General features: G+C 61.4%; 18 protein-coding genes. 13 read left to right on the forward strand and 5 right to left on the reverse strand.

All coding sequences use genetic code 11. From position 1 onward, the window contains the following. Position 1 precedes the first annotated feature (1 nt). Positions 2–1,882 carry a nucleoside-diphosphate sugar epimerase/dehydratase gene (locus JHD59_RS08830; protein WP_043624193.1) on the forward strand — a complete coding sequence of 627 codons (1,881 nt, stop codon included), beginning with the start codon at positions 2–4 and terminating at the stop codon, positions 1,880–1,882. Positions 1,883–1,914: 32 nt separating this feature from the next. Here JHD59_RS08830 and JHD59_RS08835 read toward each other — a convergent pair whose 3' ends face one another. After that, positions 1,915–2,601 carry a hypothetical protein gene (locus JHD59_RS08835; RefSeq protein ID WP_199153957.1) on the reverse strand — a complete coding sequence of 229 codons (687 nt, stop codon included), beginning with the start codon at positions 2,599–2,601 and terminating at the stop codon, positions 1,915–1,917. A 17-nt stretch (positions 2,602–2,618) separates the two neighbouring features. Here JHD59_RS08835 and JHD59_RS08840 point away from each other — a divergent pair, with 17 nt between their 5' ends. The 5 genes from JHD59_RS08840 (at position 2,619) to JHD59_RS08860 (ending at position 6,565) form a co-directional block, all read left to right on the forward strand. Next, complete coding sequence (locus JHD59_RS08840; RefSeq protein ID WP_199153958.1) at positions 2,619–3,527, forward strand: LysR family transcriptional regulator; 909 nt, start codon at positions 2,619–2,621, stop codon at positions 3,525–3,527. Positions 3,528–3,677: 150 nt separating this feature from the next. Further along, the gene (gene aspA, locus JHD59_RS08845; RefSeq protein WP_199153959.1) at positions 3,678–5,081 is read left to right on the forward strand and encodes an aspartate ammonia-lyase; all 1,404 of its coding nucleotides are present in this window, start codon (positions 3,678–3,680) and stop codon (positions 5,079–5,081) included. Between the two features lie 150 nt (positions 5,082–5,231). After that, a complete protein-coding gene (locus JHD59_RS08850; protein WP_103317615.1) occupies positions 5,232–5,591 on the forward strand; it encodes a hypothetical protein in 360 nt (119 codons plus the stop codon). A gap of 60 nt (positions 5,592–5,651) precedes the next feature. Further along, positions 5,652–5,891: a DUF2164 family protein gene (locus JHD59_RS08855; RefSeq protein WP_103317617.1), complete on the forward strand. Its 240-nt coding sequence runs from the start codon at positions 5,652–5,654 to the stop codon at positions 5,889–5,891. Between the two features lie 74 nt (positions 5,892–5,965). Continuing rightward, entirely contained in the window at positions 5,966–6,565 is a 600-nt protein-coding gene (locus JHD59_RS08860; RefSeq protein ID WP_043624158.1) for a YdcF family protein, read from the forward strand. 113 nt (positions 6,566–6,678) lie between these two features. Here the strand turns inward: JHD59_RS08860 and JHD59_RS08865 are convergent, their stop codons facing one another. After that, positions 6,679–7,038, reverse strand: a complete 360-nt coding sequence (locus JHD59_RS08865; RefSeq protein WP_103317620.1) for a 50S ribosome-binding protein YggL — start codon at positions 7,036–7,038, stop codon at positions 6,679–6,681. A 114-nt stretch (positions 7,039–7,152) separates the two neighbouring features. Here JHD59_RS08865 and JHD59_RS08870 point away from each other — a divergent pair, with 114 nt between their 5' ends. After that, positions 7,153–7,722, forward strand: a complete 570-nt coding sequence (locus tag JHD59_RS08870; protein ID WP_199153960.1) for a HutD family protein — start codon at positions 7,153–7,155, stop codon at positions 7,720–7,722. A gap of 57 nt (positions 7,723–7,779) precedes the next feature. On the opposite strand, the gene ubiD is transcribed toward JHD59_RS08870, so the two are convergent. Beyond that, positions 7,780–9,255 (reverse strand): 4-hydroxy-3-polyprenylbenzoate decarboxylase, encoded by a 1,476-nt coding sequence (ubiD, locus tag JHD59_RS08875; RefSeq protein WP_199153961.1) that lies wholly within the window; start codon positions 9,253–9,255, stop codon positions 7,780–7,782. 143 nt (positions 9,256–9,398) lie between these two features. On the opposite strand from ubiD, the gene JHD59_RS08880 reads away from it, so the two are divergent. Both JHD59_RS08880 and JHD59_RS08885 read left to right on the forward strand, forming a co-directional pair. Beyond that, a complete protein-coding gene (locus JHD59_RS08880; RefSeq protein ID WP_103317627.1) occupies positions 9,399–10,016 on the forward strand; it encodes an OmpW family protein in 618 nt (205 codons plus the stop codon). A gap of 18 nt (positions 10,017–10,034) precedes the next feature. Continuing rightward, positions 10,035–10,364 carry a hypothetical protein gene (locus tag JHD59_RS08885; RefSeq protein ID WP_146042089.1) on the forward strand — a complete coding sequence of 110 codons (330 nt, stop codon included), beginning with the start codon at positions 10,035–10,037 and terminating at the stop codon, positions 10,362–10,364. Positions 10,365–10,397: 33 nt separating this feature from the next. On the opposite strand, the gene JHD59_RS08890 is transcribed toward JHD59_RS08885, so the two are convergent. Then, positions 10,398–10,535 carry a hypothetical protein gene (locus JHD59_RS08890; protein WP_158248687.1) on the reverse strand — a complete coding sequence of 46 codons (138 nt, stop codon included), beginning with the start codon at positions 10,533–10,535 and terminating at the stop codon, positions 10,398–10,400. Here JHD59_RS08890 and JHD59_RS08895 point away from each other — a divergent pair. The 4 genes from JHD59_RS08895 (at position 10,534) to JHD59_RS08910 (ending at position 14,479) form a co-directional block, all read left to right on the forward strand. After that, positions 10,534–11,619 (forward strand): ABC transporter ATP-binding protein, encoded by a 1,086-nt coding sequence (locus JHD59_RS08895; protein ID WP_199153962.1) that lies wholly within the window; start codon positions 10,534–10,536, stop codon positions 11,617–11,619. The genes JHD59_RS08890 and JHD59_RS08895 overlap by 2 nt on opposite strands. 3 nt (positions 11,620–11,622) lie before the next feature. Further along, complete coding sequence (locus JHD59_RS08900) at positions 11,623–12,516, forward strand: ABC transporter permease (RefSeq protein WP_199153963.1); 894 nt, start codon at positions 11,623–11,625, stop codon at positions 12,514–12,516. After that, entirely contained in the window at positions 12,509–13,303 is a 795-nt protein-coding gene (locus JHD59_RS08905; RefSeq protein ID WP_071109301.1) for an ABC transporter permease, read from the forward strand. Before JHD59_RS08900 ends, JHD59_RS08905 begins: the two co-directional genes overlap by 8 nt. A 111-nt stretch (positions 13,304–13,414) precedes the next feature. Continuing rightward, positions 13,415–14,479, forward strand: coding sequence for a PotD/PotF family extracellular solute-binding protein (locus JHD59_RS08910; protein ID WP_199153964.1), 1,065 nt, complete (start codon positions 13,415–13,417; stop codon positions 14,477–14,479). A gap of 64 nt (positions 14,480–14,543) precedes the next feature. On the opposite strand, the gene JHD59_RS08915 is transcribed toward JHD59_RS08910, so the two are convergent. Further along, the gene (locus tag JHD59_RS08915) at positions 14,544–15,179 is read right to left on the reverse strand and encodes a pyrimidine 5'-nucleotidase (protein WP_071109303.1); all 636 of its coding nucleotides are present in this window, start codon (positions 15,177–15,179) and stop codon (positions 14,544–14,546) included. Positions 15,180–15,630 lie beyond the last annotated feature (451 nt).

A 15,630-nucleotide genomic window follows, 5' to 3' on the forward strand; every position in this document is an offset into this window, starting at 1 on the left:
CATGTTTGAAAAACTGCTAGCCTTCTCCCGCCATAACAAGATGGCGATGCTGGCGCTGATGGACGCGCTGCTTTTGCCGCTCGCCTTGTGGAGCGCCGTGTTCCTGCGCCTGGGCGGCTATTGGGACCCTAAGCTCAACGCGCATCTGTGGGTCTTCATCGTGCCGCCCTTGTGGGCGATTCCCATCTTCATCAAGCTCGGTCTGTACCGCGCCGTGCTGCGCTATCTGGACGACAAGATCATCTACACCGTGTTCAGCGGCGTGACTTTGTCCGTACTGGTGCTGCAGGGCGTGATCCAGATGTTCCACATCTGGGCCATGCCGCGCACCTCGGTGATCATCTTCTGGGTGTTCGCCATGGCTTATATCGGCGGCAGCCGCTTCCTGCTGCGCGGCCTGGTGCGGCGCATCGACGCCACCGAGGCCCCGCGCGATCCCGTCATCATCTACGGCGCGGGCCAGGCAGGCCTGCAGCTGATGCTGGCCTTGCAGGCCGGACGCGAATACCGGCCTATGGCTTTCGTCGACGACAACCCGGATTTGCATCGCCGCACCTACCGCGGCGTGGCGGTGCACGCGCCGGACGAGCTGCCGGCCCTGGTCAAGGACACCCAGGCCAAGTGCATTCTGCTGGCCATGCCCTCGGTGGGCCGCGGCCGCCAGCGCGAGATACTGGAATCGCTGGAAAAACTGCGCGTGCCGATCAAACGGCTGCCGGGCATGGCCGATCTGGTGTCCGGCGAGGCGCGGGTGGAGGAGTTGAAGGAAGTCGAGATCGAGGACTTGCTGGGCCGCGATCCGGTGCCGCCCAAGGCCGAGCTGCTGGCGCGCAACATCCGCGACAAGGTGGTGATGGTGACCGGCGCCGGCGGCTCCATCGGGTCGGAGCTGGCGCGGCAGATCGTCAAGAACCGCCCGTCGCGCATCGTGTTGTTCGAGCTGTCCGAGTTCGCCCTGTACAGCATCGATCAGGAGCTGGCGCAGATCGCGCCCAGGATTCCGCGCACGCCTATCTTGGGTTCGGTGACGGATTATGATCGGCTGACCCAAGTGATGCGGGCCTTCAAGGTGGAGACGGTGTATCACGCCGCGGCTTACAAGCACGTGCCGATGGTGGAGCACAATCCCATCGCCGGCATCGTCAACAACGCCTTCGGCACCGATACTACGGCGCGCGCGGCGGAAGACAGCGGCGTCGATACCTTCGTGCTGATCTCCACCGACAAGGCCGTGCGTCCCACCAATGTGATGGGCGCCACCAAGCGCCTGGCCGAGCTGACGCTGCAGACCCGCCACGCGCGCGGCAGCCGCACGCGCTTCGTGATGGTGCGCTTCGGCAACGTGCTGGGCAGCTCCGGCTCCGTGGTGCCGCTGTTCCGCCGCCAGATCAAGGCCGGCGGCCCGATCACGCTGACGCACGCCGACATCACCCGCTACTTCATGACCATTCCCGAGGCGGCGCAGCTGGTGATCCAGGCCGGCGCGATGGGAGACGGCGGCGACGTGTTCGTGCTGGACATGGGCGAGCCGGTCAAGATCATCGACTTGGCGCGGCGCATGATCCACCTGTCCGGCCTGGAGGTGAAGGACGAAAGCCAGCCGGACGGCGATATCGCCATCCGCGTCACCGGCCTGCGTCCGGGCGAGAAGCTGTACGAAGAATTGCTAATCGGCGACAACGTGTTGCCGACCGACCACGCCCGCATCATGCGCGCCCAGGAATACCATCTGTCCGAAGCCGAAATGGCGTCCTTGCTGGCGCGTCTGCAAGACGCTTGCCAGCGGCTGGACGCCCCGCAGGCCTTCGCCCTGATGCAGGAGGCGGTGCATGAATTCCAGGCCGCGGAGGCGACGCAGGACTGGGTGACGCTGCAGGGCTGATCGCTTCCTATCCTGAAATCAACGGCTGCAAGCTACCACTTGCAGCCGTTGTCTTTATCGAAGGCGTCTTTCAGCAGCATGGGGGCGGCGAGCAAGCCCAGGTTGGCATAGGCCTTGGCGCAGTCGGCGCGCTCGGCGCGATTGATATCGCGCGCCAGCCGGGCTTTTTCCGGATCTTCGCGCAGCGGTTTGGCGTTAGCGTTTGCAGGTTCCAGCTGCCGCATCTGCTGGCGCAGCCCCTCGATCGTGACGCGCGGTTCCGCGCGTGCGGCGCTGGCCGTGGCTTTTCCCTGCCGCGCCGTTTCAACGGCTGTCGCGGCGCGAGCGGCATGGGCCGGGCGTGGCGATCGCGCGGCGGGCGCCGGCTTGGCCGAAACGGTCCGCGATGGCGGGTCAGGCGGAGGTAGGGTGATGGGCACCATACTGACCCGCAGCGGCTGCGGCGCGGTAGCAGGCTGCTGTTGCGCGGCTTTCAAGGCGAACAGCGCCAGCGCATGCAACAGCAGGCTTGCGGCGATGGCCAGCGGCCGTCGTGGCAGCGGCGAAGGGCGGGGAACGGTAAGCGCGCTCATATCTGTAAAATAAATGCGGACCTTTGCCATGTTGATGGCATTGTTGTTTGCGTTTGGTGCATGGCTTGTGACATTGCGGCGGCGGGACTCATGGTAGAGTGCGCGCGCGCCGCAAAGTGCCCCGGCGGTGTACCATCTGGCATCCACAATCTGGACCTTGAGCGATGGAAACCCGCTGGCTGGAAGACTTTCTGGTGCTGGCCGATACCGGCAGCTTCACCCGTTCCGCCGAACTGCGCCACCTGACGCAGCCGGCTTTCTCCCGGCGCATCCGCGCCTTGGAGAGCTGGCTGGGCGCGGACCTGATAGACCGCACCACTTATCCGACCAAGCTCACCGCGGCCGGCAAGCTGTTGCAGCAGCAAGCGGTGCCGCTGTTGGCCCAGCTCAACACCACTCGCACCATGCTGCGCGGCCTGCAGCCCTTGCCGCAGGGCACGCTGGAGTTCGCGGTGCCGCACACCTTGTCTTTTTCGTATTTTCCCAAGTGGCTGACCGTGGTCGAGGACGGTTTCGGCCAGCTGTCTTGCCGCCTGCAGGCCAGCAATGTGCACGACGCGGTGCTGGCTTTTGTCGAAGGCGGCAGCGACTTCCTGATGTGCTACCACCATCCCAAGCAGCCGGTGGAGTTGCATGATGCCCGTTATGGCGGCCTCAGGCTCGGCGTGGAGCGCTTGAGGCCGTATTCCATCATGGAGGACGGCGCGCCCGTGTATGCCCTGCCGGGGCGGCAGGAGGCGCCTCTGCCGTTTTTGGGCTATGCCAGCAACGCCTATTTCCGCTTGATGAGCGATTTGCTGCTGGTCAGCGGGCCGCAGCCGGCGTACCTGTCCTTGCGCTACGAGACCGATATGGCCGAGGGCTTGAAGCAGATGGCCTTGGCCGGCCATGGGCTGGCCTTCTTGCCGGAGAGTTCGGTGGCGGCCGAGTGCGCTGCTGGCCTGCTGACGGTGGCCGGCGGCGATGAATGGAGCGTGGAAATGGAGGTCCAGCTGTATTGCGACCACCGCCGCGCCAAGCCGGAGCAGGAGGCTTTGTGGGCGTATCTGGCTGCGCGCTATCCGGCGGTATGAGTCTGAAAGCTTGATGGGATGAGGCTAGGCAAAGGTTATGCATTTCCTGCATGACCCCATCTGCATTCGGAATTGGCCAAGTATGCCGTGCGGGCATACAGTGCGAGGCATTCCAGGCCGCGCATGACGGCCGCCCTGAGGAGAACGCAGATGACCACCCGCCTTGAACACGACCTGCTTGGCAACCGCGATGTGCCGGCCGCCGCCTATTGGGGCGTGCACACCCTGCGCGCCATCGAGAATTTCCCGATCACCGGCCAGACCATCGGCAGCTACGGCGATCTGATCCGCGCGCTGGCCTGCATCAAGCAAGCCGCGGCCCAGGCCAACCGCGACCTCGGCATCCTGCAGCCCAAGCTGGCCCAGGCCATCATCGATGCTTGCGAGGAAATCCGCGCCGGCAAGCTGCATGACCAGTTCGTGGTCGATGTGATCCAGGGCGGGGCGGGCACCTCCACCAATATGAACGCCAACGAGGTCATCGCCAACCGCGCGCTGGAGCTGCTGGGCCACGCCAAGGGCGAGTACCAGCACCTGCACCCCAACGAGCACGTCAACCTGTGCCAGAGCACTAATGACGTGTATCCGACAGCCTTGCGTCTGGCCGCCTTCTGGGGCGTGCTGAAGCTGGTGTCGCGGATGGAAGTGCTGCGCAAGGCGTTCGAAGGCAAAGCCGAGGAGTTCAAGGACATCCTGAAGATGGGCCGCACCCAGCTGCAGGACGCGGTGCCGATGACCCTGGGCCAGGAATTCCAGACCTACGCCGTGATGCTGGGCGAAGATGAACAACGCCTGAAAGAAGCCAGCGCCCTGATGCTGGAGATCAACCTCGGCGCCACCGCCATCGGCACCGGCATCACCGCTCACCCGGATTACGCCAAGCTGGTGTGCCTGCACCTGTCCGAGCTAGTGGGCTGCAAGCTGATCACCGCGCCGAACCTGATCGAAGCCACCCAGGACTGCGGCGCCTTCGTGCAGCTGTCCGGCGTGCTCAAGCGCGTGGCGGTCAAGCTGTCCAAGACCTGCAACGACCTGCGCTTGCTGTCGTCCGGCCCGCGCGCCGGCTTCGGCGAAATCAATCTGCCGGCGCGCCAGGCCGGTTCGTCCATCATGCCGGGCAAGGTGAATCCGGTGATCCCGGAAGTGGTGAGCCAGGTGGCGTATGAAGTCATCGGCAACGACATGACCATCACCATGGCGGCCGAGGCTGGCCAGCTGCAGCTGAACGCCTTCGAGCCTGTGATCGCCTATAGCCTGTTCCGCAGCGCCGGCCACCTGGCCAATGCCTGCGACACGCTGACCGAACACTGCGTCAAGGGCATCACCGCCAACCGCGAGCGTCTGCGCCAGAGCGTGGAAAACTCGATCGGCCTGGTGACGGCGCTGAACCCGGTGATCGGATACGAAGCCGCCACCCGCGTCGCCGCCGAGGCCCATGCCAACGGCAGCAGCGTGGCCGAAGTGGTGCTGGCGCACGGCCTGCTGACCCGCGAACAGCTGGACGACATCCTGCAACCTGACACCCTGACCCAGCCGCGCTGGGTGACGCTGTAAATCGTTTTACGCTTTCCTCCTTTGTTTGACTCGTGATTCCCGGCGCCTCGTGCGCCGGTTTTTTTTTGCGTCACAGCCCCCTCGAATTTGCGTCCTGTGGTAGGGGGCGTTATAACGGTTATTGTGCAGCGCACAATACGGAGGTCGGAGATGCGCAATCTGCTGTGGTGGAGCCTGGAATTCCCGCTCAAGCTCTGGTTCTGCCTGCTGGAGCAGGGCAAGTGCCAGCAGCGATATTGGCGTTCCAGCCTGTTTCACGGGACGCGGGTTTGTTTGAGTCCGGCGCCGCTGCCGGACAAATTGGCGCGCATTTCGCGGCGCGGTTGCGCCGATGGCATTTCGCTGTATTACGATAGCTGCCCGGCGCGTTTTGAATTATGGCGCCAGGCCTGCGGGCATTTACTGTCGCCTGAAGACGCCAATCTAGCCTGGCAGCGTTGTCTGTCGCGCTGCCAGCAGGCGTGCCAGGACGGAGTGGTGGATATGGGGCGGGAACTATCGCGCTGTTGAGAGCCGCCTCGTCAGATGGGCCTTGCTGTCGGATAATCGCCGATTTGACCGGAGAATGCCTTGGCCAACCCCTATCAATTGGGCGAATCGCAATTGCAGCAGTTGGCGCCGCGCTTGCAGCGCTATATGGCTGAGCAGCTTGGCGTGGAGGTCGGCGGCTTCGAGGCGCGCTTCCTGCTGGACTTCCTGGCGGCGGAATTAGGGCGCGAGATCTACAACAAGGCGCTGCAGGACGCGCAGGCGGCTTTGGCCACCCGTATGGAAAGTTTGCAGGCTGCCATTTGGGAACTTGAGCAGTAAGCGCCTGTTCGCGCTGACCATGCCGTTCAATTGAGGTTACAATCGATCATCTTTCCCCTGCCCCTGTATTGCCGATGCTTTATTTGCGCTTGATGATGAAAGGCTTCCTGCTGGCGGTGCTGATGGTGGTGCTCGGCTTCGCCTGGGTGGCCTGGAGCATCGTCGATTACGGCAACGATGAAGAGTCGTCCGGCGCCGACGCCGCGCTGGTGCTCGGCGCCGCCGCCTGGGGCAATAAGCCGTCCCCTGTGTTTCGTGAGCGGATCAACCACGCGGTGAAGTTGTATCAGAGCGGCAAGGTGCGCTGGATCGTGTTCACCGGCGGCACGCCGGAGCCGGGTTATCCCGCCGAGGCGGACGTGGGCCGCGAGTTTGCCGCGCGCCAGGGCGTGCCGATGACGGCCATGCTGGTGGAGAATCAATCGCGCACTACCTGGCAAAACCTGTCCAATGCCAAAGACCTGGGCCACCAGTTTGGCATCCGCTCCTATCTGCTGGTCAGCGACCCGCTGCATATGCGCCGCGCGGTGCTGATGGCCAGCGACCTGGGGCTGAGAGCCTATCCGGCGCCGACGCAATCCAGCCGTTTCCGCACGGTGTCCAGTTGGTCGCGCTTCCTGGCGCGCGAGACTTGGCTGTATGTGGGTTATCGGGTATTCCGCCAGTTATCCTGATGGTTGTGGATAAGTTCGGATTCTGGCGCATTCTGTGGATAAGTCGGAATGGCAGCACTGAGGCAAGAAAAAAGCCGGCATGTGCCGGCTTGTTCATGGGTGGCGGATGCCGCTCAAGCGGTGTGCCACAGGTCGATCAGTTCGCTGGCTTCCAGCGTTTTCACTTCGGCGCGAGCCTGCAGCCAGCCGATCAGTTCGCCGCGCAGCGCATCGTCGATCTTGCGCTCGCTTACTGGGAAGGCTACCCCTTCCAGCTTGCCCTTGCCGTCGAAATGGCCGCCGAAGCTGATGCCGGCCTCATCCACGCGGGTCAGCCAGCCATCCAGCAGCGCGTCGGCATCCACGCCTTCTTGCAGTTCGGCCACCAGATGGAAACCCAGCTCGCGGAATTCGCCCACGCGCATTTTCTTGCGTTGGCGGGCGTTCAGACGTTTCAGGCGTTGGGCGGAGTTGGCGTTGCGGATAGAAGCCATGGTAAATCCTTATTCTTCAAATCGGGCGATCATAACAGGTTTTGACGAACCTTCCGGTTAAGATGGTTCGGACAGATCATGCCATAGTAGCGACCCAACCAGCAGGGGGCCAGATTGCAGATTTACACCATAGACGATTTTCAAGCCATGCCGTGGGCCAATGGCGGCGGCCGCACGCTGCAGCTGTTCCGCCTGCCGCATCCGCAGCGGCCCGAGGCGTTCGCCTTGCGGTTTTCCATCGCCGAGGTGGCGCAGGGCGGGCCGTTTTCGCATTTCCCTGGAGTAGACCGGCAGCTGGGTTTGCTGGAGGGCGAGGGCATGGCGCTGAGTCTGGCCGATGGCCGCTCGCTGACATTGGACCAACTGGGCCAGGTGGCGGCGTTCGAAGGCGAGGTTGGGGTGGCGTGCCGTTTGCTTGGCGGGCCGCTGCGCGACTGCAATTTGATGCTAGCGCGCGATTGGGGACAGGGCGATCTGAAGCGTATGGCATGGGAAATGGACGAGACCTGGACGCTGAGCGCCGATGACCTGGCCCTGCTGTATCTGCAGCAAGGCCGCTGGCAAGCGGAAGGACAGACGCTGCCGGGCGGCGGCCTGCTGCTGTTGGAGCGGGAAACGATCACGCTGCGAGTCGATGGTCCGGCAGTGGCCTGGCTGGCCAGGGTGACACGGCTGCCGACTTGAGAGCAAGCCATGGAAAAAGCCAGGCGGATGCCTGGCTTTGATTTCATCTGCGCGGTGTTACAGCCCCAACTCGCTCCATATCGCGTCTACGCGCTGCTTGACGGCCGGGTCCATCACGATGGGCGTGCCCCATTCGCGGTGGGTCTCGCCCGGCAGCTTGTTGGTGGCGTCCAGCCCCATCTTGCCGCCCAGGCCGGAGATCGGGCTGGCGAAGTCCAGGTAGTCGATGGGCGTGCTCTCGATCAGGGTGGTGTCGCGCACCGGGTCCATGCGTGTGGTGATGGCCCAGATCACTTCTTTCCAGTCGCGGGTATTCACGTCGTCGTCCACCACCACGATGAATTTGGTGTACATGAACTGACGCAGGAAGCTCCAGCAACCCATCATCACCCGCTTGGCGTGGCCGGGGTATTGCTTCTTGATGCTGATCACCGCCATGCGGTAGCTGCAGCCTTCCGGCGGCAGATAGAAGTCCACGATTTCCGGAAACTGCTTCTGCAGAATCGGCACGAACACCTCGTTCAGCGCCACGCCCAGGATGGCGGGCTCGTCCGGCGGCTTGCCGGTGTAGGTGCTGTGGTAGATCGCATTTTCGCGCATCGTGATGCGGTCTATGGTCAGCACCGGGAAGCTGTCCTGCTCGTTGTAGTAGCCGGTGTGGTCGCCATACGGGCCTTCCAGCGCCATGTCGTCCGGATGAATATGGCCTTCCAGCACGATTTCCGCCCGAGCCGGCACTTGCAGGTCTGATCCCAGGCATTTCACCAGCTCTGTGCGGCTGCCGCGCAGCAAACCGGCAAACTGGTATTCGGACAGCGTATCCGGCACCGGCGTCACCGCGCCGAGTATCGTCGCCGGATCGCAGCCCAGCACCACCGCCACCGGATAGGGCGCATCCGGGTTTTGCTGGCGGAACTCGCGGTAATCCAGCGCGCCGCCGCGGTGCGCCAGCCAGCGCATGATGACGCGGTTCTTGCCTATCACCTGCTGGCGGTAGATGCCGAGATTCTGCCGCTTCTTGTTCGGCCCGCGGGTGACGGTGAGGCCCCAGGTGATCAGCGGCGCCACGTCGCCGGGCCAGCAATGCTGGATCGGCAATTTTTCCAGATCGACGGCTTCACCCTCCCAGACGATTTCCTGGCACGGCGCTTTTTTCACTTCCTTCGGGGCCATGGACAGCACCTGCTTCAATAGCGGCAGCTTGTCCCAGGCGTCTTTCAGGCCCTTGGGCGGCTCCGGCTCCTTCAGGTAGGCCAGCGTTTTGCCGATTTCCCGCAGCTGCATGGTGTCGGATGCGCCCATCCCCATGGCCACGCGCTCGGGCGTGCCGAACAGATTGGCCAGCACCGGGAAGTCGTAGCGGCGGCCGTCCTTGACCGGCTGTTCGAACAGCAGCGCCGGGCCGCCTGCCTTCAGCACGCGGTCGCTGATTTCGGTCATTTCCAGATAGGTGGACACCGGCGTATGAATGCGCTTGAGCTGTTGTTGTTGCTGGAGTTGTGCGGTGAATTCCCGCAGATCGGCATATTTCATGACTGTTTCATGATCTGGCGCAAAGTTGGAGGAGGGGCGCTTGGATAATCTAGCTTCGGACGTCGCGCTCGGTTGACCGGCTATTTTACTGGCAAAGGCGGCCAGCGTCAGGCCTGATTTTCTTGACCATTGGAGAAGATAAAATGAAGAAGCTCGCACTTGCCGCCATGATCGGCATGCTTTCCGCCAGCGCATTTGCCGCTCAGGGCGACATCCTGGCCCGCTTCCGCGTGATCAATGTTGATCCGGCTACTAGTTGGGACAATTCGGGCGCAGTGCCCGGGTTGAGTGTCGATGCCAAGAATGCTACGGTTCCCGAGCTGGACTTCACTTACATGATCACCAACAACATCGGTGCGGAGCTGATCCTGGGCACCTCGCGCCACAAGATCACAACTAATAAGTTTGGTGATGTTGGTAAAGTATCTGTATTGCCGCCGACGCTGACCCTGCAATACCACTTCGCGCCGGAGGCCACCTTCCGTCCGTATGTAGGCGCAGGCTTGAACTACACCAACTTCTACAACTCCGGTCTCAGTGTCGCAGGCGTGACCAATCTGAGTGTGGATAAGAATAGCTTCGGCCCGGCGTTGCAAGCGGGCGCGGATATCGCCATCAACAAGAACTGGTTCTTCAACGTGGACGTGAAGAAGCTGTGGGTGAAAACGGACGTAAGCGCTGATCAACTGGGCGGCGCCAAGTTGGGTACCCTGCATGTTGATCCGTGGGTGTTCGGTATCGGTATCGGCACCAAGTTCTGATAGATAGTAGTAGGGACGATGAAGGACGCCGGGAGGCGTCCTTTTTGTTTTGCAAGCGGCGATCCTCGCCATTTTTCATTCTTTTGCCATCTGGCGCTTAGCTGCAAGGCGCCACCCGCTGTCATTCGTTCCCCTGGTGAATTTTCTGATTCGCACGCTGTCCCTCGCTATGAGGGGCTGGAGGCGATATCTGGCGAAAAGCTGGAGATCCTTGCGACATTTGGCTCGACACTGGTTAGACTTCATCCGGATGCGGTCGCTTCGAGGGCGGCTTTGGACAAAATTGTTGTCAAAAAACATCAATCCAGCGCGATGATTTTTCAACGGATTCATCGCGGTTACGGATAATCTTTACCAGTTTTTTTCATTGAAAAGAGCAACTTATCCCATTGGCTTGTCATGTTGGTTTGCCAGGGTGGGGAAATGCGCTGAGGTCTTGAATTTACTGGGGATTTCTCCCGCCCCGGCGGGGAGATTTTTGTTAAAATGGCGCCCTTTTTCGTGGTGGGGAAGATTCATGGCTCTCCTTGAAATCAAAAACGTGGTCAAGCGCTTCGGCGACTACACGGCAGTCAACGACGTCAGCCTGTCGGTAGAGGCGGGCGAATTCTTCACCCTGCTCGGACCCTCCGGCTGCGGCAAGACCACCTTGCTGCGCATGCTGGCCGGTTTCGAACAGCCGGACGCCGGCCAGATCCTGCTGGATGGCCAGAACATGTCGCAGGTCGTGCCGGAGAAGCGTCCGGTGCACACGGTGTTCCAGAGCTATGCGCTGTTCCCCCATATGACGGTGCGCGAGAACATCGCCTTTCCGTTGAAAATGGCCAAGTGGGACAAGGCCAAGATCGAATCGCAGGTGGACAAGCTGCTGGCCGACGTGCGCCTGAGCCAGTTCGGCAACCGCTACCCGCACGAAATGTCCGGCGGCCAGCGCCAACGCGTGGCCATCGCCCGCGCCCTGGTGGACCGGCCGCGGCTGTTGCTGCTGGATGAGCCGCTGTCGGCGCTGGACGCCAAGCTGCGCGAGGAAATGCAGATCGAGCTGATCAATCTGCAGAAGGAAGTCGGCATTACTTTCGTCTACGTCACCCACGATCAGGGCGAGGCGCTGGCCTTGAGCCACCGCATCGCGGTGATGAGCCACGGCAAGGTGGAGCAGCTGGACGTGCCGGAGAAGCTGTACAGCTATCCGAAGAACCGTTTCGTCGCCGACTTCCTCGGCCAGTGCAATGTGCTGGACGGCACGGTCAAGGCGCTGCATGGCGACGCGATGACCGTCGCCATCAAGGGTTGCGGCGATGTGAAATGCCAGGCGGTGCCGGGCGTGAAGGAAGGCCAGATGGGCTGGCTGGCGCTGCGGCCGGAAAAAGTGAGGCTGGACAAGGAACTGGCCGCGTCGCCGGACGAGGTCCATTTCAAGGGCCGCGTTCACGATTGCCTGTACCTGGGCGACGTCACCCTCTATGTGGTGGAGGTGGCCGACGGCGTGCGGGTGGAGGCGATGCAGGCCAACAACATCCCTGGCGTCGCCAAGTTCTTCGATGACGGCGATGTCGTCGAAATCGCCTGGCGCTTCGACGCCGGCAGCTTCCTGACGGAGTAAGCCATGGCTATCCGCGATCGATTCGGCAAGTGGGCGCTGTCCTGGCCCCCCTTGCTGTACTTGGTATTGTTCTTCCTGATCCCGTCGCTGATCATGCTGGTGGCGGCGTTTCGCCAGCCCGGCGATTACGGCGGCCTGGCGCCGCTGTACCTGATCGAAGATGGCCACCGCGTGTGGCAGCTGACGCTGGACAACTTCCACCGTCTGGTGGAAGAGCCGCTGTACGTCGAGCTGTTCATCAAGTCGGCCGGTTATGCCGCCATCACCACGGTGGTGTGCCTGGTGATGGCTTATCCGCTGGCCTGGCTGATCGCCCGCTCCGGCAAGAAGTACCGCGACCTGCTGCTGCTCTTGGTGATCCTGCCGTTCTGGTCCAACTTCCTGATCCGCATCTACGCCTGGATGATCATCCTGGGGCCGCAGTCGGCTTTCACCAAGGCGCTGAACACGGTATTGGTGGCGCTGGGCTTTGAGCCGGTGCGCTTGCTGTTCACTTCCTTCGCCGTGATCGTCGGCTTGGTGTACGTGCATCTGCCCTTCATGGTGCTGCCGCTGTACGCCAATCTGGAAAAACACGATATGGCGCTGCTGGACGCGGCGCAGGATCTGGGCGCCAACGCCTGGCAGCGCTTCTGGCGCGTGACCTGGCCGTTGAGCCTGCCCGGCGTATTCGCCGGTTCGGCGCTGGTGTTCATTCCGGCGCTGGGCATGTTCGCGATTCCGGACATCCTGGGCGGCACCGAGTCCATCATGATAGGCAACCTGATCAAGCAGCAGATTCTCGACACCCGCGACTGGCCGTTTGGCTCGGTGCTGTCGATCATGCTGACCGGCGGCGTATTGCTGATCGCCGTGCTGGGGGCCGTGGTGGCCAGAAAGGGGAAGGCGCGTGGCTAAGAAACAATCGAAGTGGCTGTGGGCTTCGGCCATCCTGACCTATCTGTTCCTGTACCTGCCGCTGATCATCGTGGTGCTGTACTCGTTCAACGATTCGCGTCTGAACGCCGAATGGGTGGGATTCACGCTCAAGTGGTACGACAAGCTGTTCCACAACGAGAAGATGCTGACCGCCGCCGCCAACTCGCTGGTCATCGGCATTCTCGCCAGCTTTTTCGCCACCATTCTGGGCACGCTGGCCGGCATCGCGCTGCATCGCTACAAGCTGAAGCTGCTGCCCTTTCTGGTGCTGACGCCGATCGCGATCCCCGAATTGCTGATGGGCGTGTCGCTGGTGATCTTCTTCGTCATCGTCAACCAGCTGATCGGCATCCTGGAGCTGGGCTTCATCACCATCCTGCTGTCGCACATCGCATTCTGCATCGGCTTCGTCGCCATCGTGGTGCGGGCGCGGATGCAAGGCATGGACGACAGCCTGGTGGAAGCGGCGCGCGATTTGGGCGCCACGCCGTTCCAGGCTTTCCGTTTGATCACGCTGCCGGTGATCAAGCCGGGCATCATCGCCGGCGCGCTGATGGCCTTTACCTTGTCCATCGACGATTTCGTGATCACCTTCTTCACCGCCGGCGCCGGCGCCAGCATGCTGCCGCTGGAGATCTACTCGATGATCAAGATCGCGGTCACGCCGGAAGTCAACGCGGTATCGAGCTTGCTGATGCTGCTGACATTGGCTTTGATCGTCATCGCGACCAGAGTGTCGCCCAGCGCTCTGCGCGCCAATAGCTGAAGAATCGGGCGGGGCGCTGTCCGCGCTTCGTTCCTGTCGGATCTGGGCGGCGCCGAGCAGGCGCCGCCTGATGTTCGCAGTACCAATGTTGTGCCATACAAAGGAAACAATATGAAGAAGATTCTCGCAATGCTGGCGCTGGCAGCGTCGACCCAAGCATTCGCCGCCGATGAGCTGCATCTGTACAACTGGAACAACTATCTGTCCGAAACTGCGGCCAAGAATTTCGAGGCCTACTGCAAGTGCAAGCTGGTGCAGGACTACTACGGCGACAACGAGGAGCTGCTGGCCAAGCTGGCCGCCGGCGCCAAGGGCTACGACATCGTGGTGCCGACCGGCTTCGCCGTTGACGCGCTGATCAAGCAGGGCAAGGCGCAGCCGCTGGACAAGGCGCAGCTGCCCAACTTCAAGAACCTGAACCCGGGTTACCTGAACAGCTTCTTCGATCAGGGCAACAAGTACTCCGCGCCGTACGCCTTCACCACCACGCTGATCGGCTACAACGAGACCAAGCTGAAGCAGCTCGGCTTGCAGGATAAGGTCAATACTTGGGCGCTGATCTTCGATCCGGCCCTGCTGGCCAAGATCAAGGGCAAGATCACCGTGCTGGATTCGCAGCGCGAACTGATCGCCGCCGCGCTGATGTACCTGGGCAAGCCGGCCAATTCCACCAATCCGGCCGATTGGAAAGCCGCCCGCGACGTGATCCTGAAAGCCAAGCCGTACTGGGCCGCCTTCAACAACCAGTCCTATATCAAGGAACTGACCGTCGGCAATATCTATGTCGCCTTCGGCTACTCCAATGATATGTTCCAGGCTCAGCAGGATGCCAAGAAGGCCAAGCGCAACTTCGCGCTGAACTTCAGCCTGCAGAAGGAAGGCAATACCTTGTCGCTGGATAATTTCGTGGTGCTGAAAGATGCCCCGCGCAAGGACCTGGCCTACAAGTTCATCAACTTCATGCTGGACGGCAAGAACGCCGCCGGTCTGACCAATGAAATGGGCAACGGCAACCCGAACGCCGCCGCCGGCAAGTTCGTCAAGACCGAGCTGACCAAGATCCCGGCGATCTTCCCGACCGCGACCGACCTGCCGCGCCTGCAGCAGCTGCACGATCTGAATTCCAAGGATCGCCGCGAGCTGAACAAGGTGTGGTCCGAGATCAAGCTGAAGTAAGCGGAAGCGGATATAAAAAAGCCAGCTCATCTGAGCTGGCTTTTTCTTTATTATATAGATGTCTTCAATTCAGATGCAGCCGCAGCAGCTGGCTGATCTTCTCGATGCGGTGGTCGACATGGGCCGGCTTGCGCGGTTCATGGCTGACCCAGATCGTCGTCATGCCCAGCTCCTTGGCCGTCAGCAGATTCGGTAGCGAATCTTCCACCATGATGCAATGCGCCGGGTTCAGCCCCTCGCGCGCCAGTACCGTCTGAAACGCGCCGAGGTGCGGTTTGGGCACATAGTTCAGCTGATCCACGCCATAGATGGATGCAAAGTGATGCTGAATCTTCATCCGCTGCAGGATGCCTTCCACATAGTGTTGCGGCCCATTTGACAGAATGATCTTGCGGCCGGGCAGGGCGGTCAGGTTTTCCGCCAGGCGGTCTTCAAACTGCAGCCACTGCGCCAGCACCTCCACCGGGTGGGTATCTATCAAGAATTGCTGCGGGTCAATGCCGTGATGCGTGGTCAGGCCGTGCATGGTGGCGCCGTACTGCGCCCAATAACGCGAGCGCAGCGCGCACGCTTCCTCTTCGCCCACGCCGAGGTGACGCATCATGTATTCAGTCATCAGCTTGTTGATGTGGTCGAAGATGCCGCCGCTGGCGTGATGCAGGGTGTCGTCTAGGTCGAAAATCCAGGTTTTGTGGCTCACGTTTGGACTGCATGCAGAAAGTTGGAGGGGATGCAGATTATCCACGCGTAGCGGAATAACAGCCAGTGCAAGCCTTTTATCCCCATCTTCAGATTATAGTTTTGTTACATATCAGTCACTTGCTGTCTTTTGTCGAAAATCTTTCAATTTTTCTCGCAAAAGGTGTTGACGAGGGTGAGGCCCGGGCGTATAGTTCGCCTCCTCAGCTGACGCAGCGAACGAAACCAGCCGAACGAAACAGGTTCCGGCGGCGGTCGCAGCGAAGGCACTGCTCTTTAACAGAACGAATAACCGATAGGTGTAAGTGCTTGGCGAAAGCCAAATACTTGCACTGCAAGAGATAGGAAATACCAGTTATTTCTTTGAACTTGCGTGCCAGAAAATTTGCTATGAGATTGAACTGAAGAGTTTGATCCTGGCTCAGATTGAACGCTGGCGGCATGCTTTACAC

The sequence above is a fragment of the Chromobacterium sp. ASV23 genome (genome assembly GCF_016428945.1).
Lineage (GTDB): Bacteria > Pseudomonadota > Gammaproteobacteria > Burkholderiales > Chromobacteriaceae > Chromobacterium > Chromobacterium sinusclupearum.